Origin of the sequence: Kitasatospora sp. NPDC001547 (assembly GCF_042894165.1) — a bacterium.
In the GTDB taxonomy this organism is placed as follows: Bacteria; Actinomycetota; Actinomycetes; order Streptomycetales; family Streptomycetaceae; genus Kitasatospora.
On the sequence record NZ_JBIAVL010000009.1, the window covers coordinates 117,599 to 138,064 of the forward strand.

The 20,466-nt window shown below is 73.5% G+C and carries 19 protein-coding genes; 7 read left to right on the forward strand and 12 right to left on the reverse strand.

What is annotated here, in order from left to right; genetic code table 11:
- Positions 1 to 67 precede the first annotated feature (67 nt).
- The 4 genes from ACFY0X_RS18725 to ACFY0X_RS18740 form a co-directional block, all read right to left on the reverse strand.
- Positions 68 to 2,476, reverse strand: a complete 2,409-nt coding sequence (locus tag ACFY0X_RS18725) for an RICIN domain-containing protein (protein ID WP_387755914.1) — start codon at positions 2,474 to 2,476, stop codon at positions 68 to 70.
- A gap of 276 nt (positions 2,477 to 2,752) precedes the next feature.
- Positions 2,753 to 3,319: a rhodanese-like domain-containing protein gene (locus ACFY0X_RS18730; RefSeq protein WP_387755916.1), complete on the reverse strand. Its 567-nt coding sequence runs from the start codon at positions 3,317 to 3,319 to the stop codon at positions 2,753 to 2,755.
- An 86-nt stretch (positions 3,320 to 3,405) separates the two neighbouring features.
- Positions 3,406 to 4,155 carry a sulfite exporter TauE/SafE family protein gene (locus tag ACFY0X_RS18735; RefSeq protein ID WP_387755918.1) on the reverse strand — a complete coding sequence of 250 codons (750 nt, stop codon included), beginning with the start codon at positions 4,153 to 4,155 and terminating at the stop codon, positions 3,406 to 3,408.
- Positions 4,152 to 4,541, reverse strand: a complete 390-nt coding sequence (locus ACFY0X_RS18740) for a rhodanese-like domain-containing protein (protein WP_387755920.1) — start codon at positions 4,539 to 4,541, stop codon at positions 4,152 to 4,154. The genes ACFY0X_RS18735 and ACFY0X_RS18740 overlap by 4 nt, the downstream gene beginning before the upstream one ends.
- 296 nt (positions 4,542 to 4,837) lie before the next feature.
- Between ACFY0X_RS18740 and ACFY0X_RS18745 the strand changes: the two genes are divergently transcribed.
- A complete protein-coding gene (locus tag ACFY0X_RS18745; RefSeq protein ID WP_387755922.1) occupies positions 4,838 to 6,223 on the forward strand; it encodes a rhodanese-like domain-containing protein in 1,386 nt (461 codons plus the stop codon).
- Between the two features lie 269 nt (positions 6,224 to 6,492).
- Positions 6,493 to 6,876: a cupin domain-containing protein gene (locus tag ACFY0X_RS18750; RefSeq protein ID WP_387755924.1), complete on the forward strand. Its 384-nt coding sequence runs from the start codon at positions 6,493 to 6,495 to the stop codon at positions 6,874 to 6,876.
- Between the two features lie 71 nt (positions 6,877 to 6,947).
- Here the strand turns inward: ACFY0X_RS18750 and ACFY0X_RS18755 are convergent, their stop codons facing one another.
- Positions 6,948 to 7,337, reverse strand: a complete 390-nt coding sequence (locus ACFY0X_RS18755) for a helix-turn-helix domain-containing protein (protein ID WP_387755925.1) — start codon at positions 7,335 to 7,337, stop codon at positions 6,948 to 6,950.
- A gap of 40 nt (positions 7,338 to 7,377) precedes the next feature.
- On the opposite strand from ACFY0X_RS18755, the gene ACFY0X_RS18760 reads away from it, so the two are divergent.
- Positions 7,378 to 7,851 carry a DIP1984 family protein gene (locus ACFY0X_RS18760; protein WP_387755927.1) on the forward strand — a complete coding sequence of 158 codons (474 nt, stop codon included), beginning with the start codon at positions 7,378 to 7,380 and terminating at the stop codon, positions 7,849 to 7,851.
- A gap of 332 nt (positions 7,852 to 8,183) precedes the next feature.
- Positions 8,184 to 8,777 (forward strand): GNAT family N-acetyltransferase, encoded by a 594-nt coding sequence (locus ACFY0X_RS18765; RefSeq protein WP_387755929.1) that lies wholly within the window; start codon positions 8,184 to 8,186, stop codon positions 8,775 to 8,777.
- A 331-nt stretch (positions 8,778 to 9,108) separates the two neighbouring features.
- On the opposite strand, the gene ACFY0X_RS18770 is transcribed toward ACFY0X_RS18765, so the two are convergent.
- Entirely contained in the window at positions 9,109 to 9,786 is a 678-nt protein-coding gene (locus ACFY0X_RS18770) for a hypothetical protein (RefSeq protein ID WP_387755931.1), read from the reverse strand.
- A gap of 373 nt (positions 9,787 to 10,159) precedes the next feature.
- Between ACFY0X_RS18770 and ACFY0X_RS18775 the strand changes: the two genes are divergently transcribed.
- Positions 10,160 to 10,711 carry a hemerythrin domain-containing protein gene (locus tag ACFY0X_RS18775; protein WP_387755933.1) on the forward strand — a complete coding sequence of 184 codons (552 nt, stop codon included), beginning with the start codon at positions 10,160 to 10,162 and terminating at the stop codon, positions 10,709 to 10,711.
- Positions 10,712 to 10,856: 145 nt separating this feature from the next.
- Here the strand turns inward: ACFY0X_RS18775 and ACFY0X_RS18780 are convergent, their stop codons facing one another.
- From ACFY0X_RS18780 to ACFY0X_RS18800, 5 genes are all read right to left on the reverse strand, one after another.
- Positions 10,857 to 11,336 carry a flavin reductase family protein gene (locus tag ACFY0X_RS18780; RefSeq protein WP_387755935.1) on the reverse strand — a complete coding sequence of 160 codons (480 nt, stop codon included), beginning with the start codon at positions 11,334 to 11,336 and terminating at the stop codon, positions 10,857 to 10,859.
- A gap of 100 nt (positions 11,337 to 11,436) precedes the next feature.
- A complete protein-coding gene (locus ACFY0X_RS18785; protein ID WP_387755937.1) occupies positions 11,437 to 11,949 on the reverse strand; it encodes a CinA family protein in 513 nt (170 codons plus the stop codon).
- Between the two features lie 114 nt (positions 11,950 to 12,063).
- Entirely contained in the window at positions 12,064 to 12,600 is a 537-nt protein-coding gene (locus tag ACFY0X_RS18790; protein ID WP_387755939.1) for a DUF1360 domain-containing protein, read from the reverse strand.
- A complete protein-coding gene (locus tag ACFY0X_RS18795) occupies positions 12,597 to 15,668 on the reverse strand; it encodes an FAD-binding and (Fe-S)-binding domain-containing protein (protein WP_387755941.1) in 3,072 nt (1,023 codons plus the stop codon). Before ACFY0X_RS18795 ends, ACFY0X_RS18790 begins: the two co-directional genes overlap by 4 nt.
- Complete coding sequence (locus tag ACFY0X_RS18800) at positions 15,665 to 17,455, reverse strand: thiamine pyrophosphate-requiring protein (RefSeq protein WP_387755943.1); 1,791 nt, start codon at positions 17,453 to 17,455, stop codon at positions 15,665 to 15,667. Before ACFY0X_RS18800 ends, ACFY0X_RS18795 begins: the two co-directional genes overlap by 4 nt.
- 353 nt (positions 17,456 to 17,808) lie before the next feature.
- Between ACFY0X_RS18800 and ACFY0X_RS18805 the strand changes: the two genes are divergently transcribed.
- The gene (locus ACFY0X_RS18805; protein ID WP_387755945.1) at positions 17,809 to 18,171 is read left to right on the forward strand and encodes a hypothetical protein; all 363 of its coding nucleotides are present in this window, start codon (positions 17,809 to 17,811) and stop codon (positions 18,169 to 18,171) included.
- Between the two features lie 158 nt (positions 18,172 to 18,329).
- Complete coding sequence (locus ACFY0X_RS18810) at positions 18,330 to 18,632, forward strand: WhiB family transcriptional regulator (RefSeq protein WP_387755948.1); 303 nt, start codon at positions 18,330 to 18,332, stop codon at positions 18,630 to 18,632.
- Between the two features lie 147 nt (positions 18,633 to 18,779).
- On the opposite strand, the gene ACFY0X_RS18815 is transcribed toward ACFY0X_RS18810, so the two are convergent.
- Positions 18,780 to 19,949 carry a cytochrome P450 gene (locus ACFY0X_RS18815; RefSeq protein WP_387755950.1) on the reverse strand — a complete coding sequence of 390 codons (1,170 nt, stop codon included), beginning with the start codon at positions 19,947 to 19,949 and terminating at the stop codon, positions 18,780 to 18,782.
- Between the last annotated feature and the right edge of the window lie 517 nt (positions 19,950 to 20,466).

Genomic DNA, 20,466 nt, shown 5'->3' on the forward strand with positions numbered 1-20,466 from the left:
TGGTCTCCGGGGAGAGAACGCGGCCGGCCGGGTGGGGCCGGCCGGCCGCGGTGGTGCGGTGTGGGGGTCAGTCGGTGACGGCGGCGGTCGCGGAGCGGCCGGGGGCGATGGTCACGGTGGTGGAGGTGTGGGCCAAGCCGTCGACGGTCGTGGTGCGGACCTCGCGCTGCTCGCCGTCGACGGTGAGGCCGGCGTGCCGACCGGGGAAGCGGGCCTCCCAGGTGAGCGGCTCGGTACCGGTGTTGGTGACGGTGCTGCGCAGCGCACCGTCGTGGCGGACGGTCACCGTCCCGGTGCCCACCGGGATGCCCGCGACCTGCAGCCAGCCCATCGAGGCGGGCAGGCGCGAGGTGGTGGCGAGCGCGCGGCCGGCGGCGTCCGGGGTGACGCCGAGCAGGCCCTGGACGGTCTGGGCGAGCAGGGTGAACGGGACCTCGGGGTAGTCGCCGTTCAGCATGGCGCCGCTGACGTGCGGCTCCCCGACGCTCTCGTAGACGTGCCGCATCCACTTCCAGGCGGTGGCGCCGTCGTGGTTGGCGAAGAAGGCGTCCGGCAGGTAGGTGTAGGCCTCCAGGTTGGCCGATCGCTCCGGGCCGGAGTCGGCGGCATCGATGGCGGCGAGGTGGGCGTCCCGGCGCGGGCCCGGGTCGAGCAGCTGCTTCACGGGCATCAGCACACTGGCCTCGTAGCCCCAGCCGGTGATCGGCCTGCCGGTGGTGTCGTAGCCGTGCACGACCTCGCCGGGCTGCGAACCGTCCACGCTCCAGGTCGAGTTGACGTACGAACGGAGGGTCTCGGCGGCCTTCCGGTAGTCGGCGGCGGAGACGGCGTCGCCCCGGGCGTCGGCCAGGGCCGCGGCGGCGAGGTAGGCCTGGTACTGGGCGCCGACCGCGTCGCCGGCCTCGGCGTAGGTGCGGGTGGCGTTCTCGGCGTAGCTGGCGGTGCCCGCGAAGATGCTGCGGCTGGTGGCCTGCGGGATCGGCACCCCGCCGTTGTCGACCGGGCCGGGGTGGCCGGCGATGAACGGGCCGAGGGTGTTGCGGACGTAGCGGCCCAGGGCCGGGTCCTCGGCGTAGTCGCGGTCGCCGGTCCAGCGGAAGGCCTCGCCGGCCTGCTGGACGAGTTCGAATGGCGCGGGCAGCTCGCGCACGAAGCGGTCGGGGCCGCGGTAGTCGATGGCGGCGTAGCTCCGGGCGTCGAGGTTCAGCGCCCAGACCGGGTAGAGCCGGTTGACGTCGGTGGCGGAGGCGGCGAAGCCGCGCAGCATGGTCTTGTTCTCGGCGTCCAGACCGAGCAGGTGGGCGCCGACCAGCTGGTGGGCGAAGTCGCGGCTGTAGAAGGCGGACCGGAACGGGTAGCCCGCCCAGTAGGTGGCGTCGTAGGTGGTGGTGCCGGTGCCGCCGGGGTGGTTCTCGTCCTGGTCGAGCACACCGGTGGCGCCGGCCTGCTGCACCCAGCTGTTGGCCTTGGCCTTCGCCCAGTCGAAGAGGGCGGCGACCTCCGGGTCGGAGGAGCTGGCCACCGGGTCGTCGGGGGCGGACGGGGCGACGGCGGCGTCGTCCACGTTGACCCAACCCGTGGGCGAGGAGCCGATGGTGAGGGTCAGCCGGTCGCCGGGGGCGACCGCCACCCGGGGGAGGGTGTACTTCGCGTAGAGGGGCTGCTCGGGCAGCGGGACGGTGCGCACCACGGTGCCGTTGACGCTCACCGAGAGGCTGCCGCCGGCGCCGCCCGTCGCGATCCAGGCGGACAGGTCGTAGGAGCCCGCGGAGACGGCGGTCACCTGCTGGCTCACCGCGTAACCGGGGCCGGCGTCGAGGTAGGCGAGGCGGCTGCCGCCGTGCGGGTTGTTGGTGGCGGTGCCGGTGTGCCCGGTGAAGGTCCAGCCGGCGGAGCCCTGTTCGAAGCCGGGGTCGGCGAGGACCAGCGGCTCGCTGCGGGTGAGCGTCCAGCGGTGGGCGGGGCGGTTGTCGCAGTGGTGGTCGCGCTCCGCCGGCGCCGGGTCGGCGGTGAGGCAGCCGCCGGTGCCGCGGGCGGTGAGCGTGTAGGTGCCGTGGGGCGCGCGGGAGACGGTGAAGCGCTCGGCCTCGGGGGAGCTGCCGCAGTCGGCGGTGGCGGGTCGGCGGCCCGGGCCGCCGGGAGCGCCGTGGGTGCCGGGGGCGCCGGGGGCGCCGAGGGTGAGGCAGCGGCCGCTGGCGGCGTTGACCAGGAGGTAGTCGTTGCCGGTGCGGCGCAGCTGCCAGCGCTGGCTGAGCAGTCGCCCGCAGGCCGTGCCGACCACCGGGGTGCCGGGGGCGGGCTGGGCGTACTGCGGGCCGAGGCAGCTGCCGTCCAGGGCGGAGCCGAGCCGGTAGCTGCCGCCGTCGACGAGCGGTGCTCCGGCGGCGGCCTGGGCCGGGGCGGTGCCGAGGGCCTGGGCGGCGAGGACGGCCAGCAGGGCGAGACCGGTGGGCAAGGCGCGGTGGCGGGGCGGCATGGCGGAGCTACCTCCGGTCGGTCAGGGCGAGGGCGTTTGAACGTTCAAATCAGGGCGGTGCGGATCCAGAGCTATGATGCATCGCATGTGACGGGTGACATTTCACATCGTGGGTCCGGCCACGTCAACGGGACGCGCGGTGACGGCTTCCGGGAGGTGGTCGGGAGAACGGGTGAAGGCCCCTGCCCCACGGGGGTGGGCAGGGGCCTTCACGTGCGGGGCGTTGCGTGCCGGGCTCGGGGCTCGGGCTTGGCGGTGGGAGCGTTCGGCCGGGGCTCAGGGCTTCAGGGCGGCGAGCGTCTCGTCCAGGCTCGGCGCGCCGGGGCGGGGCCGGTTGAAGGGGAGCCTGGAGAGCATCGAGCCCATGGCGCAGGTGTTGGTCAGCGCGGAGAAGGCCAGGCCGCCACCGACGGCCGCGGAGACCCAGCGGGCGCCCGGCAGGGCGAGGTCGATCAGCACGCCGGCCAGCACCAGCGAGCCGGCCACCATGCGGACCTGGCGGTCCAGCGCCCACACCCGGCGGGCGCCGGCCGCCCGGTCCAGCGGCCGGCCGGCGCCCGCCCAGGCGTTGGTGCCGCCGGTGAGGGTGAGGGTCGGGACGCCGGCGTCCGCCAGCTGTCGGCAGGCGTTCTCGGCGCGCGGCCCGGCGGCGCAGACCACGGCGATCTCGCCCTGTCCGGCGGCCTCGCGAAGCGCGGGCAGGGCACGGTCGAGCTGGTCCAGCGGGACGTTCAGGGCGCCGGGGATGTGGCCCGCGGCGTACTCGCCGGGGGAGCGGACGTCGATGAGGGTGAGCTGCCCGAGGCGGGGCTGGAGCTGTTCGACGGTCAGTGGCGTGGTCATGGGGTGGGGAGTCCTCTCGGGAGGGGGTGATCGGTGGGGGAGGGGGTCTGGATCGGGAGTGTCCGGCGATCAGCTCAGCGCGGCGATCAGCTCAGCGTGGTGATCAGCATCAGCGCGGCGACGGCGAGCAGGGCGACGGCGAAGGCCTTCTGGAGGGTGCGCCCGCTGAGCTTGTCGGCCAGCCGCTTGCCGTCCCAGGCGCCGAGGATCGCGGCCCCGGTGAAGGGGGCGGCCACGGCCCAGTCGATCGCGCCGGTCGCCCCGAGGCGGGGCAGCAGGGCGGCGAGCGAGTTGGCGGTGATGACCAGCAGGCTGGTGCCGACCGCCTCGGCCATGGTGAAGGCGAGCACCGAGACCAGGGCGGGTACGGCGAGGAAGCCGCCGCCGACGCCGAGCAGCCCGGTGACGGCGCCGAGCCCGGCGCCGGTCGCGGTCGAGCGGCCGGGACCTGCGGCGGAACGTTCCTGCTTCTCCGCCTTGGGTGGCACCAGCATCCGCCAGGCCGCGAGCGCCGCCAGCAGGGCGAAGGCGCCGGTCAGCAGCGCGCCCGGCAGATGGGCGGACAGCGCCCCGGCGGCCATGGCGGCGGGCAATCCGGCGGCGGCGAACAGCGCGCCGGTGCGCCAGCGGACCCGGCCCGCCCGGGCGTGGGCGAGCAGCCCGGTCAGCGAGGTCGCGGCGACGATCACCAGGCTGGCCGTGGTGGCCAGCGCCGGGCTGAAGCCCAGCAGGTAGACCAGGGCGGGAACGGCGAGCATGCTGCCGCCGCCGCCCAGCCCGCCCAGGGCGAGTCCGACCACGGCACCGGCGGCGAGCGCCAGCAGCAGGGTGGTCATATCACGTGCCCGGCAGCGCCGCCGGGCGTGGTGACCGGCAGCCCGGACAGTGCCCAGGCGTCCATGCCGCCGGCCACGTTCAGCACCTGGACGCCGCGCTGGGCGAGCAGTTCCGCCGCGCGCCGGGAGCGGTTGCCGGAGCGGCAGACCGCGAGCACGGTCCGCCCGGCCGCCGCGGTCGGCAGCGGGACGCCGGCGGCGAGCCCGATCAGCGGCTGGTGCAGCGCGCCGGGCGCGTGCCCGGCGGTGAACTCGGCGGCCTCGCGGACGTCGAGCAGGACGGCGGCGCCGGTGCGGGCGAGCTCGTGGGCCTCGGCGGGACTGGTCTGACCGGGCGTGTTCGGTCCGGGCGTGTTCGGTCCGTGGGTGTGCGGCAGCAAGGGCATGGGGTGTCTCCAGTGGTGCAGCCCGGACCGGCAGTGGTCCGGCGAATCGGGGGCGGCGCGGGCGGCCGTGCGGGCCCGGTGGCCCGAAGCGGCGGCGTGGCCTCGGCCCCGCCCGTACCGGATCGGTGGCGGCGGCCGTCCCCCTCGATGCCACCATAGTACCCCCGGGGGTATTATCGAAATCGTTCGGCATACCCCCGTCCGTATCGGCCCGAGAGGCCGTATGCTCGCAAATATACCGAGGGGGGTATCCAAGACGGCGCTGTTTCGCCCGTATCCGCCCAGGAGGGTTCCCCGTGTACTTCGCCCAGTTCTACCTCGACTGCCTCTCCCAGGCCTCCTACCTGATCGCCGACGAACGCACCGGCCGCGCCGTGGTGGTCGACCCGCGGCGTGACGTGGACGAGTACGTCGCCGACGCCGAGACCCGCGGGTTCACCGTCGTCGGTGTCGTCAACACCCACTTCCACGCCGACTTCCTGGCCGGCCACCTCGAACTGGCCGACCGCACCGGCGCCTGGATCGGCTACGGGCGCCGGGCGGAGACCGAGTACCCGATCCGCAAGCTCGCCGACGGCGAGCGGATCGAACTCGGCGACGTCACCCTGCAGATCATGGAGACCCCCGGGCACACGCCCGAGTCGATCAGCATCCTGGTCTTCGAGCAGCCCGACGACACCGTCCCGTACGGCGTGCTCACCGGCGACGCCCTGTTCATCGGCGACGTCGGCCGCCCCGACCTGCTCGCCTCCACCGGCGTCACCGCCGAGGAACTCGGCGCCATGCTCTACGACAGCGTCCACCGCAAGCTCATGGCCCTGCCCGACGAGACCCTGGTCTTCCCCGCCCACGGCGCCGGCTCGGCCTGCGGCAAGAACCTCTCCAGCGAGAAGCGCTCCACGATCGGCGCGCAGCGGCTGACCAACTACGCCTGCCGGCCCATGGACCAGGACACCTTCGTCCGCATCGTCACCGCCGGCCAGTCCGCCGCCCCCGCCTACTTCGGCCACGACGCCGACCTCAACCGCCGCGAGCGCGAGCTCTTCGACCGCACCAACGCCGCCCGTCCGCTGTGCCCCGAAGGCTTCAGGCAGGCCCGCGCCGCGGGCGCCGTCGTCCTCGACGCCCGCAGCCCCCAGGACTTCGCCGCGGGACACCTGCGCGGCGCCGTCAACGTCCCCCTCGACGGCCGCTTCGCCGAACAGGCCGGCACCGTCCTCACCCCCGACAGCACCATCGCGATCATCGCCCCACAGGACCGCGAGGACGAAGTCGTCGTCCGCCTCGCCCGCATCGGCTTCGACCACGTCGCCGGCTACCTGCGCAACCCCGGCAACGCCCTGCCCGCCCTCGCCGACGACCTCACCCCCGCCAACCGCCTCACCGCCGACCAACTCCGCAGCGCCCTCGCCGGTGAACAACCCCCCACCGTCCTGGACGTGCGCACCTGCGGCGAACGCGAAGCAGGCTCCATCGAAGGCTCCCTGCACATCGCCCTGGCCGAACTCCCCGCCCGCCTGGACGAGATCCCCACCGACCGCCCCCTGGTCGTCCACTGCGCCGGCGGCCACCGCTCCTCCATCGCCGCCAGCCTGCTGCGCCACCACGGCCACGCCGACGTCTCCGACCTCCTCGGCGGCTACACCGCCTGGGACACCCCCACCCGCCCCGCCCAAGGCTGAACCCGACCGTCCAGGCGGGCACGCCGGTGGCTCTGAACCGGGGCTTCGCGTTGCGCCCGGGCCCGAACCGGTCGGGAACGAGACCGGCCTCGGCCGGATCGCGGTGGACCACCGAACGGGCGCGTTCAGGCGCTCTGCGGTCCGCTCGACGGTCATGGACTGCGCGAGCGCGGAAAGCGGCAGTCCTCTCCGGATGCGCCCCACTGCGCGAAGTGGTCGACTCGAAACGACGGGAAGTCTCGGAGTCATCACCGAGAGGAGTCACCGCGATGCCGAAGGTATCCAGACTGTCCGCGACGAAGGTCCAGGAATTCGGGCCGGTGACCGACCGCCGCGAGGAGCTGAACGGGTACACCGTCGAATTCGTGTCCTTCGCCGCCGACGCGGACCTTGACGGGCCGCTGCAGGCGCTGCCCGGCGGGGCGTGCCAGTGTCCGCACTGGGGCTACGTCATCGCCGGACGGGTGCGCTTCACGTCCGGGGATCAGGAGGAGGTGTACGAGGCCGGTGACGCGTTCTACCAGCCGCCGGGACACCGGCCGTACGTGGACGCCGGCACCGAGCTTCTGCAGTTCAGCCCGACCGAGGAACTCGTCAGGACCGAGCGGGCGATCGAGGAGTGGATGAGCCGTCAGCAGGGCGGTACGCCGTAGCCCCGGCCGTTGGCTCCGCCATGGGCACGAGGGCCGGGACGGGCTTGGCGCCGTGACGGTCCTCGGTGCCGTTACCCGGCCGGCCGGAACTGGCGCCGGTAGGTCGAGGGGCTGACGCCCGTCGCCTCCCGGAAGTGGCGGCGGAAGCCCGCGACGGTCGGGCCCACCCGGCTGGCCACCACCTCGATCGGATGGTCCGCGGACTCCAGCAGCGCGGCGCCGGCCCGGATCCGCTGGTGGGTGATCCAGCGTCCCGGCGGCAGGCCGGTCGCGTCGACGAAGCGGCGTTCGAACTGGCGTACCGACAGGTGCGCGACGCAGCCAGTTCGTCGACGGCGCGCCGCCGGTGCAGGTTCTCCAGCGCGAACCGCACGGCGCCGTCCACCGGGCCGTCGGCCGGCGCCCTGCGCGCCGCCGCCCGGCCCCGCCCCCGGTGATCGCACCGTCAGTCTGATGTGCATACTTACCGGACGATCAGTAGCAGGGAGAGGTGGTGACCCGGTGAAGCTGGCTGAGGCGCTCGCGCAGCGCGCGGCCGCGGTGCGGCAGGTGGAGCAGTTGCGGGCACGGGTCGTCGATAACGCCCGCTACCAGGAGGGCGAGGAGCCGGCCGAGAACGCGGCGGCGGCCCTGGCCCAGGCCGGCGAGGTGCTGGACGAGCTGGAGCGGCTGATCCGGCAGATCAACCGGACCAACTCCACCGCGGTCGTCGAGGGCGGTGGCACTCTCACCGACGCCCTCGCCCGTCGGGACGTCCTGCGACTGCGTCACTCGGTGATCACCGCGGCCGCCGATGCCGCCTCCGGCCGTGACCAGCGCGGCGCCGTACGGCAGTTGAGGTCCGAGCTCAGGATCCTCTCCGCCCTGCCGGTCGCCGAGCTCCGTGCCCGGGCGGATCTCCTGGCCAAGGAGATCCGCGAGGTGGACACGCTGATCCAGCGCACCAACTGGGAGATCGACCTGATCGAGGACTGACCCCACGAACTGGGTGTGGGAAGCAGGTAGTCGTCAGGGAGGCGTGCACAGACCGCGGCCGGCGGTTCATCCGGCCCTTGGCGCGTGAAGAGCAGCGCAGGGGTTCGACTCCTCACCAACACCGCAGCTCAGCACCGCGTACAGGTGACGCGGCACACCGCACACCTCATCACCATGTGCAGATTCCGGACGACGAGGGCGGGAACGGGGCGCCCACACCCGGTGCGAGGGCCGTGCACACCGCACGGCCCTCGCACCTCCTGCGCGTCGACGTGTCCGCCCGCCGCGTAAAGCACTGGACAGCCGTCAACCGCTGGGCAAACATCTCCGCGATGAACAACGCACCCCACCCCACCCCCAAGCGCGTCCGCTTCGTGGAGCTCAGCGCGAAGGCGCTGCAGGCGCTCGCCGACGGCGACCTCGCCGGCGGCAGCGCCGAGGCCGGCGTCGCCCTCGACCCGCACTTCGTCGGCGACCGGGCCCGTTGGATCTTCGGCTACCGCGCCGGTCAGCTGGCCGAGGACCCTTCGGCCGCGCCCTGGATCACGCGGGCCGCGGTCTCCGAACCGGACGGGGTCGTCGTCGGCGACGCGGGGTTCCACGGCCCGCCGGACGAGGCCGGCATGGTCGAGGTCGGCTTCACCGTCGTGCCCGGGTACCGCCGCCAGGGCTACGCCCGGGCCATGCTGACCGCACTGCTGGCCAGGGCCGCCGCCGAACCCGGTGTCAGGACCGTGCGGGCCAGGGTCAGCTCGGACAACACCGCCTCCCTGGCCACCATCGCCGGCTTCGGGTTCACCCGCGTCGGCGAGCAGGGAAACGAACGCGACGGACTCGTCATCGTCTTCGAGGTCCCGGCGGACGCGGTGCGGACCGAGCACCCCACCGCCCCGGCGGACGCGGCGGCCGTCCCGGTCACCCTCTGACAGCCGGACGGCTCCTGACAGCTGGACGGCCCCACGGATCGACCGGGCCGTGAGGCCGCCCGCCCGGCAGGCCGTGGCGGCACCCACGCCCCGCCGAGTAGTTCCGAAGTCGGTCAGTGGTCGTAGGCGATGAGCGAGCGGGTGGCGGGTCGGCCGGCGGCCCGGTCGTGCCGGATCGCGCAGGTCGTCGCCAGCAGCCGCACCGCCACGCCGCCGGTGTTCGAGCAGCTCATGGTGAAGCACGTGGGAAGCGTGGGGCGGCGGGAACGCGCAGGGCCTCCCGGAGACCGGGAGGCCCTGCCCTCGTGCCCCGCGCGCGGAGGCCGACCGGTCAGGCCTTGCGGATGTCGTAGGCCACGCCGCTGCCGTAGCAGTAGCTGCTGGGGTGGTAGCTGGAGACCACCCACCCGGCGGGCAGGGGGGAGAAGGAGCACATGGTGGCGGAGGTCTGCGTGGTGATCTTGAACAGGCCGTAGCCGACGCCGGTGCCCAGGCAGTTGCCGCTGCTGTACGAGCTCGTGACGATCCACCCGGCGGGGATCGGCGACATGGAGCACGCGGCGGCGCTGGTGTCGTTGGCCACGTTGTGCAGGCCGTAGCCGACGCCGGTGCCCAGACAGTTGCCGCTGCTGTACGAGCTCGTGACGATCCACCCGGCGGGGACCGGGGTCATGGAGCACGCGGCGACGTTGGTGTCGTTGGCCACGTTGTGGAAGCCGTACGCGACGCCGCTGCCCGCGCAGTTGGCGCTGCTGTACGAGCTCGTGACCACCCACCCGGGCGGCTTGGGGGAGAAGGAGCAGATGACCAGGTTGGTCTGCCCCGCCGTGTCGGTGATCCCGTACGCGACGCCGCTGCCCGCGCAGTTGGCGCTGCTGTACGAGCTCGTGACCACCCACCCGGCCGGGATCGGGGAGAAGGAGCAGATGGTCGTGCTGGCGGTGACCTGCTGTGTGGCCGCCTGCGCCTGCGTGCCCGCGGCGGTCACCACGCCCAGGAGCAGCAGCACGAGTGTCAGCAGGTGTGAGGTTCGGGTCCGTAACGACTTCATGGCAGGCCTCAGGTCTTCTCTCGATGACGTTCGACGACAGCTCTGTGCAAGTGAGGTGAACGACTGTGCACGGCTCGTTCACGACGGCTGAGATGCTGTCAGAGATCGTCCGGGCGCGCCAGAGTGCGGCGGGCGACGGTTCCTCGGGAGCGAGTGCTCGGCTGGGCCGGACCAGGAACGCGACGGCCGGCTGCGCGTGGCCGCGCACGCCGATCGTGGCCAGGAACCTGCCGCCGGGATGAATGCTGCCGGTAATGCGGGATATGAGAGGAATTGCGGAGCTGATCCGCGACCCGCACCGCTTCGACGACCATCGATGAGGAGAACAGCCATGGGACACGGCGGCAATGTGATCAACGAGCTGATGACGGACCACCGGGAGGTCGAGGAGCTGTTCGCCCGGATCCAGGCGCTGCCGGTGGGCGACGAACGGCGCCGGAAGGTGGCGGACGAGTTCACCATCGAGCTGGTGCGCCACTCGGTGGCCGAGGAACAGCACCTCTACCCGGCCGTGCGCGAGCACGTGCCGGGTGGGGACGCCCTCGCGGACAAGGAGATCGCCGACCACGAGACGGTGGAGAAGCTCCTCAAGGACCTGGAGGGCGTGGACTGCGGTGACGCCCGCTTCGGCGTCCTGGTCGACCGGCTCGTCTCCGAGGTCACGGCCCACATCCAGGACGAGGAGCGGAACCTGTTCCCCGCCCTGGCCGAGGTCTGCCCGCCCGAGCAGCTCGACGAGCTCGGCGACCGGATCCGCCGGGCCAAGAAGCTCGCCCCGACCCGCCCTCATCCGAACGCCCCCGACAACAAGCTGCTGGCCGCCGGCACCGGGCTGGTCGACCGCGCCCGCGACCTCGTCACCGGACGCGGCAAGTCCTCCTGACACCCGACCGGCCGATTCCGGAGAGAAGGAGGACCGCTGTGAGTGTTACGCCGCCCCGGCTGTGCAGGTCGCAGCCGGGCGGCGCCCCGCGCTTCGGACGGCACCACCGGAGCTCTCCCGTCCCGCCCAGGTGGCCGGCCCTCCTCTACGCGGGGTGTCCGGCGTCGATGTCCTGGACATTCCGGAAGGTCAGTGGGCTGCCGCTCGACACGGCCTCGGCATCGAGCGGTTCCAGGAGGAATCCCACGTGGTCGCCCCAGTCCGCCCGGTCGAGGATCCGGCCGGCGAACCAGGCCATGGCCCCCGTCAGCACCGGGACTCCGTACGGTCCCGCCTCCCATGCGGCGACCGCGAACTTGTCGACGTCGTCACCGGTGCGACCGCCGAACAGCTCGGCGAGGTCGTGTCGGTGCGTCGGCAGCAGATGGACCACCAGCACCTGCGACCGGGACGCGACGGCATGGGTACGGTTCGCCTTGGAGATCCACACGGCGAAGCGCGGCGGGTGAATCGAGCACTGGCCGGCGAAGCCGACCAGGCACCCCGCGTGCTCCTGCTCAGCCGCCGCGGTGACGACGTACACCGGGTAGTCCAACAACGCGACGAATGCGTCGAACTGGCCCATGGTGCTGCTCCTTCCCTCGGATCCGGCGAGCTGTCGCAGGGGGCCGCGGCACCTCACGGCCGGTCGTCGCGGCGCGGCAGGGACGCTGCCTCCGCGCCTTTCAGGTCTCATGCGGCCCCCGAGGCCGGAGGTGGTCACGCACCATGACGAGGGCTCGCAGGACCGCGGCGCGCTGGACCTCGTGGCGGTCGCCGTCGGCGTCGATCCGGGTGGAGCAGGAGTGGTCCGCCGCGGCGAAGGCGATGTACACGGTCCCGGGGTCGCGCCCGTCCTGCGGTGAAGGGCCCGCGACGCCGGTGGTGGCGAGGCCGTAGGTCGCCCTCATCAGGCCCCGGACCCCCTCGGCCATCTGCTCGGCGACGCGCGCGTCGACCGGTCCGCGGGCGTCCAGCAGGGACCGGTCCACGTTCAGGACGTCCGCCTTGACGTCGGTCGCGTAGGCGGTGACCGACCCGCGGAAGACCTCGGAGGCTCCCGGGGCCTCGGTCAGGGTCAGCGCGAGCAGGCCGCCGGTGAGCGACTCGGCGGCGGCCAGCGTGCTGCCCGCCGCGGCGAGGGCCGCGTGCAACTGCCGCGCGAGATGAGCGCACTGCTCACGGGGCGTCGAACTCATTCTTCCTCCGTGCTGTACGGGAAGGCCCCTGGGGCCGGGCGCCGCCTGGAGAACGGATCCCCGGCTGCCCGCCGGAACAGGGCCGGAGCCGGTTCCCGACGGGCAGCGGGGCGGTCACCGCGTCTCGTCGGCCGCCCGTTGGAGGGCCGTCCGGGCGAACTGCAGGAAGTCGGCCGCGGCCAGGGCGGACAGGGTGGCGGTGGCCAGCCGCGTCGCCCTCGGTGCGAAGAGGGTGCCGGCGGTGATGCCCGTGGCGATCCACAGGCCGGTGCAGAAGGGGCAGCTGAGCAGTTCGCCGATGGCCTTGCGGGCGCCGGTGCCGCGCACCTCCTCCTTCAGCTCGGCCGGGCCGGTGGTGCCCTCGAAGCGGGTGAACGGTGCGCGCAGCGGGCTGGTGACCGGGTCCTTGGCGAGCAGCCGGCCGAGTTGGTGGGTCGCCAGCGCGCTCAACGCCACGTCCCACGGCCTCGGATCCGGCAGTTCCCTGCCCGAGACCCCCGCGGCCACGGAGACGCCCGCGACGGTGGCGGCGAAGGCGCCCATGAGACCGGTGTAGGCGGCCAGCGGGCGGTCGGCGTCCCCGGCGTAGGCGCGGGCCTCGTGGTGCAGCCGTTCGTGCAGCGAGCTTCGCAGTGCGGTGGGTGACTTCACGGAATCCTCCTTGCGCGGTGGCGGGCGGCGAGAACCGCCCCTGCGGCCAGGGCGGTCAGCGCGCCGAGTGCCCCGCCGGTGAGCAGGCGGGCCGCCGCGGGGTGGGGCCGGGGGCGTGCGACGGCCTTCTCGGGTCGGTCGGCGGGCGCGGGGCCGTCGAGGGCCGTGGCCAGCGCCTCGGCCAGGTGTACGGCCAGGCGGCCGGTGTCGGCCTGGTCGATCTGGGTGCGGCAGCTGAAGCCGTCCGCCACCACGAACGCGTCCGGGGCGGTGTCGCGGACGGCGGGCAGGACGCCCTGCTCCGCGATCGTCTGCGACAGGTCGTAATGGCCCTGCTCGAAGCCGAAGTTGCCGGCCAGTCCGCAGCAGCCCTCGTCCAGCACGTTCGCGTCCAGGCCCGCGCGGCGCATCAGCTCGCGGTCCGGGTCGGCGCCCAGGACGGCGTGCTGGTGGCAGTGCGTCTGGACGGTTGCCGCCCGGCCGACCTGCGGCGGCTGCCAGCCCTCGGTGGCGTGGTTGACGAGCTGTTCGGCGAAGGTCCGCACCTGGGCGGCCAGCCGGTCGATGTCCTGGTCCCCGGCGAGCAGGTCCCGTGCGTCGGTGCGGAACACCGCCGTGCACGAGGGCTCCAGCCCGACGATCGGGGTGCCGGCCTCCAGCCAGGGCCGCAGCACGCGGGTGGTGCGCTTCAGGACGCGGCGGGCGGTGGCGAGTTGGCCGGTGGAGATCCAGGTCAGGCCGCAGCACACCGCCTGCTCGGGGACCGCGACCCGGAAGCCGGCGTCCTCCAGGACCCGGACGGCGGCCCGGGCGATGTGGGGGTGGAAGTGGTTGGTGAAGGTGTCCGGCCACAGCAGCACGGTCCGCGGATCGCCCGGGTCGGGCTGGGGCCGCCCGGCCCTGCGCCAGCCGTCCTGGAAGCTCTCGGCGGCGAACAGGGGCGCGTCGCGGCGTGGGTCGACGCCGCCGAGCAGCTTGCCGAGCCGGCCGAGTCCCGGGGCGTGGAGAGCGGCGTTGGCCAGACCCGGCGCGGGGCGCGCGAGCCGGGTCCACAGCGGGAGCCAGCCCAGCGCGTAGTGGGCGGCCGGGCGCAGCCGCCCCTGGTAGTGATGGGCGAGGAACTCGGCCTTGTAGGTGGCCATGTCCACCCCGACCGGGCAGTCGGACTTGCAGCCCTTGCAGGCCAGGCACAGGTCGAGGGCGTCCCGGACCTCGGTGGAGCGCCACCCGTCGGTGATCGGCGAGTCCTGATGGCCGCCGAGCATCTCGAACAGCAACCGGGCCCGGCCCCGGGTGGAGTGCTCCTCCTCCAGCGTGGCCCGGTAGGACGGGCACATCACACCGCCCTGGTGGGACCGGCAGTTGCCGACACCGACGCACCGCATGACGGCCTGCCCGAAGTCGCCGTCGTCGGGGTACGAGAAGTGGGTGTCCCGGTGGGGCCGGGGCCGCCAGGCGGCGCCCAGGCGCAGGTTCTCGTCGACCCGGTGGGGGTGGACGACCTTGCCGGGGTTCATCCGGTTGCCGGGGTCGAACAGCGCCTTGACCTCGCCCATCGCGTCGACGAGCGCCCGGCCGAACATCCGGGGCAGCAGTTCGCCGCGGGCCTGCCCGTCACCGTGCTCCCCCGAGAGCGATCCGCCGTAGGAGGCGACCAGGTCGGCGGCCTCGTGCAGGAAGGACCGGAAGGCCTCGACGCCCTTGCCCCCGCGCAGTTCGAACGGGATGCGGGTGTGGACGCAGCCCTGCCCGAAGTGCCCGTACAGGGAGGCCTGCTGGTAGCCGTAGCGGTCGAAGAGCCGTTCCAGGTCGCGCAGGTAGTCGCCCAGCTTCTCGGGCGCCACGGCCGAGTCCTCCCAGCCCTCCCAGGTCTCGGAGCCGTCCGGTGGCCGGGCGGTCACCCCGAGTCCCGCCTCGCGGGCCTTGAGCATCTCGTGCTCGCGCGGCGGGTCGTCGGAGAACGCCACCGACGCGTCGCCCTCGTCGCGGCCGATGGCGCGCAGCAGCGCGCGGGCCTGGGCGTCGGCCTGTTCCTTCGTGTCGCCGGTGAACTGGAGCAGCAGCCAGCTGTCGCCCTCGGGCAGCTGCTCCAGGGAGTCGAGGTAGGCGTGCTCCTCGCGCATCAGCTGGGCCATGCGCCCGTCGACGGCCTCCAGCTGGGCCGGTCGGCTGTGTTCGAGCAGGGCGGGCACCGCGTCGGCCGCCTGGAGGATGTCGTCGAAGCCGAGCACCAGCAGGGCCTCCGCCGCGGGGACCTCGACCAGCTCCAGTTCGGCCCGCAGGACGGTGACCAGGGTGCCTTCGCTGCCCACCAGGGCCTTCGCCACGTCGAAGCCGTTCTCCGGCAGCAGGGAGTCCAGGTTGTAGCCGGAGACGCGCCGGGGGATCCGCGGGTAGCCGCGCCGGATCTCGGCCAGGTGGCGTGCCGCGACCTCGCGCAGCCCCTGGTAGAGCCGGGCCCGGGGGCCGCCCGCGGCCACGATCCGGGCGTACTCGTCGTCGTCGGTGCGGCCGGCCCAGAACCGGGTGCCCTGGTAGGTGAGCACCTCCAGGCGGCGGACGTTGTCGACGGTCTTGCCGTAGGCCTGGGCGGAGGCGCCGCAGCTGTTGTTCCCGATCATGCCGCCCAGCGCGCAGTGCGTGTGGGTGGACGGCTTCGGTCCGAACATCAGCCCGTGCGGGGCCAGTTGACGGTTCAGCTCGTCCAGGACGATGCCCGGCTCGACGACACAGGTGCGGGAGCCGGGATCCACGGACAGCAGACGGTTGCAGTACTTGGTCCAGTCGACGACCACGGCGGTGTTGGTGGACTGCCCGCCCAGGCTGGTGCCGCCGCCGCGCGAGAGCACCGGCGCGGCGAACCGCGAGCACACCGCGACCGCCACGGTGCCGGCCTCGACGGTGCGGGGCACCACCACCGCGAGCGGGACCTGCCGGTAGTTGGACCCGTCGGTCGCGTAGGCGCCGCGGCTGCCGGCGTCGAAGCGGACCTCCCCGTCGACCTCGGCGCGCAGGGCCCGTTCCAGGGCCGTGAGGTCGACGCCCGCGCTGCCGTCCTCCGCGGTCACGGTCGGCTCCCGTTGCCGGGGAGGAACTCCTGGACCTTGGCCTTCAGCCCTTGGCGGATGACGGACCCGCGGTCGCTGTCGCCGTGCAGGACGGCGGAGGCGGCGGCCTTGATCTGGTCCCAGGTGGCGTGCGGCGGGATCGGCGGCACCGCGGGGTCGGTGCGGAAGTCGATGACGAACGGACGCTGCGCGGCCAGCGCCCGGGTCCACGCGGGCACGACGTCCTCGGGCCGCTCGACCCGGACCCCGTCCAGGCCGAAGGACCGGGCGATGTCGGCGTACCGCACGTCGGGGAGCTGCTGGGAGGGCAGGAAGCTGGGCGCGCCCTGCATCGCCCGCATCTCCCAGGTGACCTGGTTGAGGTCGCGGTTGTTGAGCACCGCCACCACCAGGCGCGGATCGCTCCACTCGCCGTAGTACTTGGCGGCGGTGATCAGTTCGGCGAGGCCGTTCATCTGCATCGCGCCGTCGCCGACGATGGCGATCGCCGGGCGGTCGGGGTGGGCGAACTTGGCGCCGATCGCGTACGGCACGCCGGGGCCCATGGTGGCCAGCGTGCCGGAGAGCGAGCCGCGCATGGTGCCGCGCATCCGCAGGTGCCGGGCGTACCAGTTCGCCGCCGAGCCGGAGTCGGCGGCCAGCACGGCGTCCTCGGGGAGCAGGGCGTCCAGGGCGTGGACGACGTACTCCGGGTTGATCGGCTCCGCGGCGACCTCGGCGCGCCGCCGCATCACCTCCCACCAGCGGGCCGTGTTGTCCTCGACGGACTTGCGCCACGCACCGTCGGCCTTGTGCTCCAGCAGCGGGAGCAGGCGGCGCAGCGTCCGGGCGGCGTCGCCGACGAGGTTCACCTCGAACGGGTACCGCATGCCGATCATGGACGGGTCCAGGTCGATCTGCACGGCGCGGGCCTGGTCGAAGTCGGGCAGGAAGTTGCTGTACGGGAAGCTGGAACCGACCACCAGCAGGGTGTCGCAGTCGCGCATCATCTCGTACGAGGGCCGGGTGCCGAGCAGCCCGATCGAGCCGGTCACGTAGGGCAGGGTGTCCGGGAGGGCGTCCTTGCCGAGCAGGGCCTTCGCCACGCCGGCGCCGAGCAGCTCCGCGACCTGTTCGACCTCGGCGCGGGCGTGACGGGCGCCCTGGCCGATCAGCATCGCCACCTTCTCGCCGGCGTTGAGGACCTCCGCGGCCCGCTCCAGGTCCTCGTCGGTGGGCACGGGGGCGTAGTGGGGGAGACCGAGGCTGGAGGGGACGTGCTTGAAGGCGTGCGCGGGCGGCTCGTAGTCGAGCTCCTGCACGTCCGCGGGGACGATCAGCGCGGTGACCGTGCGGCGGGTGGCGGCGATGCGCATGGCACGGTCGAGGACGTTGGGCAGCTGTTCGGGGACGGTGACCATCTGGCAGTACTCGGCGGCGACGTCCTTGTAGAGGCTCAGCAGGTCGACCTCCTGCTGGTAGGAGCCGCCCATCGCGGTGCGGTCGGTCTGCCCGACGATGGCGACCACCGGGACGTGGTCGAGCTTCGCGTCGTACAGGCCGTTCAGGAGGTGGATCGCGCCCGGGCCCGAGGTGGCCGCGCAGACCCCGGTGCGGCCGGAGAACTTCGCGTACCCGACGGCCTGGAAGGCGGCCATCTCCTCGTGACGGGCCTGGATGAACCGGGGCTGGTCCTCGGCGCGGCCCCAGGCGGCGAGCAGCCCGTTGATGCCGTCGCCGGGGTAGGCGAAGACGTGCTCGACGTCCCACTCCCGAAGCCGCTGCAGCAGGTAGTCGGCAACCTTCATCTCTGTCCTCCTGGTGCTGGCCGTGGGGTGCGGCGGGGTTCGCCCCGCACTCCGGCTCGGCTAACCGCCGGCGGCGGGCTCGAAACCCGTTCACCGGCGGTTTCCGGGTGCCGTGGCCGGGTTCGCGGGTCGTGGCGGAAGTATCGCGAAGGCCCGTCCCGGTGCCGTGCAGGCGTGCCCGTGGGGGTGCGGCCGGTAGCCCGCTCGGGGCACGGCGCGGGCGGATCGTGCCGCCCGGGGCCGCTGCCCGGACGCTGTTCCCGGGGCCGGGTCGGCTTGTCCCGTTATGGGCCGGGCCGTCGGGGCAGACGGCTGGTACCAGGAAGTGGAGGCGACCAGGGAGGTGATCCGCGGTGCTGTTGCTGTGGCTGGGTGTGCTCGGCGGGTACGGGATCGGGGCCGTGGTGACGGCGAGGACCGTCTTCGAGCGCGGCAGGACCGGGTTCCTCGGCGGCAGGGCGTCCGGCAGGTCGCTCGCGGAGTTCGAACGCGGGGAACGCCAGCACCTCGAGGCGATAGCCCTGTGCTCCGGCGCGCTGTGGGTGGCCGCCGTCCCCTTACTGCTCCTCAGGCGGTTGGTGACGAGGTGGGCCCTCGCGCGCACCGGCTGCCCGGTCGAGAGCGCGCAGCAGGTCCGTGACCGCATCGACGACCTGGAGCGCGCTCTCGGCGTCGGCGCCTACGCCGCCGACGACGGGCACCGGTGCCAGAGGTGAGCCCGCCCCCGCTTCGCCGTGCCGCGGTGCGGCAGGTGGGCGCCCGCCGCTGGGGTGCGAGCCGGTGCGCTCCCGGCATCGACCACGGTGATTACTCGGCGGGGTTGCGGTTATACGACCGGGCGGTTGGCGGTCGTCGATATCGAAGGGGGTCTGCCATGGCGGACATCTCGCGCTTGCCCGGAGCTTCCTCGCACTTCTGGGACTGGCAGCTTCGCGGCTCGTGCCGGGAAGCCGACAGCGCCCTGTTCTTCCACCCCGCGGGCGAGAGCGGCGCGGCCCGCGCGGTACGCGAGCAGGAGGCCAAGGCCGTCTGCGCCGACTGCCCCGTCCGCAGGGAGTGCCTCCGCCACGCGCTGCGGACGCGCGAACCGTACGGTGTCTGGGGCGGGCTCACCGAGGAGGAGCGGCACGGGCTCCTGGCGCGCCACCCCCGCCGCTTCACGGCGGCCGTCGCCTGAAGGGGCGGTCCTGCAGCGCCCGGTCGGGGTCGGGGACTTGTCGCCAGGCGGCCACCCGGCTCAGGGCACCCCTGGGGCCGAGGGGGCCGAGGGGCCGAGGCCGAAGGGGCCGGGGAGGCCCGCGCCCGCGGTACGGGAGGCCACGGTTCACCAGGTGACCGGCAAGGCCTGGAGGCCGCGGAAGACCAGCTCCGGTATGTAGGTGAGCTCGGACTCGTCGACGGCGAGGCGCAGGCCCGGATGCCGTTTCACCAGGGATCCGATCGCCACCCGCATCTCCCGGCGGGCCAGGATCGCGCCGAGGCAGAAGTGCGGCCCGTGCCCGAAGGCGAGGTGCGCTGCCGGTCCTTCCCGGGTGATGTCGAAGCGGCCGGGATCCGGGTACGCGGCGGGGTCGCGGTTGGCCGCGACGACGACCGGCAGCACCGGTTCGCCCGCGCCCAGTCCGACGCCCTCCAGCTCGACGGGCTCGGTCGTGACCCGGACCTCGGCCGAGGTGAACAGCCTGCTGTAGCGCAGGAGTTCGTCGACCGCCGGTCCGATCAGGTCCGGTGACGACCGCAGCAGCGCGAGTTGGTCCGGGTGGCGCAGCAGGGTCAGCAGCGAGTTGCCCAGCTGGTTGACGGTCGTCTCGTGGCCGGCGATCAGCAGGCCCTCGAGGTTGGCCAGCAGTTCGGGTTCGGTGAGGTGGTCCCCCTCGTCGTTGGCGGCGACCATCGCCGAGATCAGCCCGTCGTCCGGCCGGGCCCGCTTGTGGCGCACCAGGTCGGCGAGCCAGTCCTGCATCTCGCCCTGCGCGGCCCGCAGTTCGTCCGAGGTGATGTCCGTGACGAACAGCCGCCTGGTCCACCTGCGGATGGCCTCCGCCTCGGAGTAGGGCACGCCGAGCAGCTCGCAGATGACCATCAGCGGCAGGGGAGCGCAGAGACCCGCCACGAGGTCCGCGGTCGGATCGAGGGAGTCGAGCAGGGAGTCCACGACGGACCGCACGCGTGGTTCGAGTCGATCGACCATGCGGGGGCTGAACGCCTGCGACATCAGCTTGCGCAGGCGGGCGTGGCGTTCGCCGTCCAGGCTGGAGACCAGGAGCGGGTCGGAGGCGACGGACAGTTTCAGCGGGCTGCCCGGAAGCGTGGCCGCCTCCCGGCTGAACCGGCTGTCGCTCAGCACCTGGCGGACCGCCTTGTGGGAAAGGGCCAGCCAGACCTCCGCCGGACCGATCGTCGCGAGGACGACCGGAGCCCGCGCGAGCAGGGCCTCGGCTTCGGGCTCGTTGTCCAGGTGGTGCGGAGTGGTGAAGGGGAATGTGGCTTTCATCGCTGCCTCCTGACGTGGTGTCACCTGGCCCGGGCGCCGGGTGCCGGGCGCGAACGGCCGGGACCCGGCGTGCGGGCCGGTGACAGCTGGGCCGTGTGCCGCTGGGGGCGGTGGCGCTTCGCGGTCGTCCCGAGGTCGACGGGGCCGAACGGTTCGGCCGGAGCCGTCGGCGGCGCCGGTGGCCGGTCCGCCCGATCCGGGTGGTGCTCGCCGTGCGGACGTTCCCCGGGTGGCCGGGTGACGGTCGAGGACGTTCTTCCGCGCGAGTGCGAACGGGAGTCTAGGGCGTGGTCACCGGCGGCGTCGACGGTGCCCGTGGAGCCGGCCCCGTCGTGGCGGTGCGGGGCGTGGACGTACTTCCGCGGGGGACGGGACGGATCTTGCCACGGTGTCCCTTTCGTGCAGGGCGTATGACGGTGCGATGTGCTCCGTTTGAGACAGCCTTCGCCCGGCCTATGGCGACGGCGTGATGTTGCTGCCATGCTCGTCTGCGCGGCGGAACGATCATCGCCTCGGC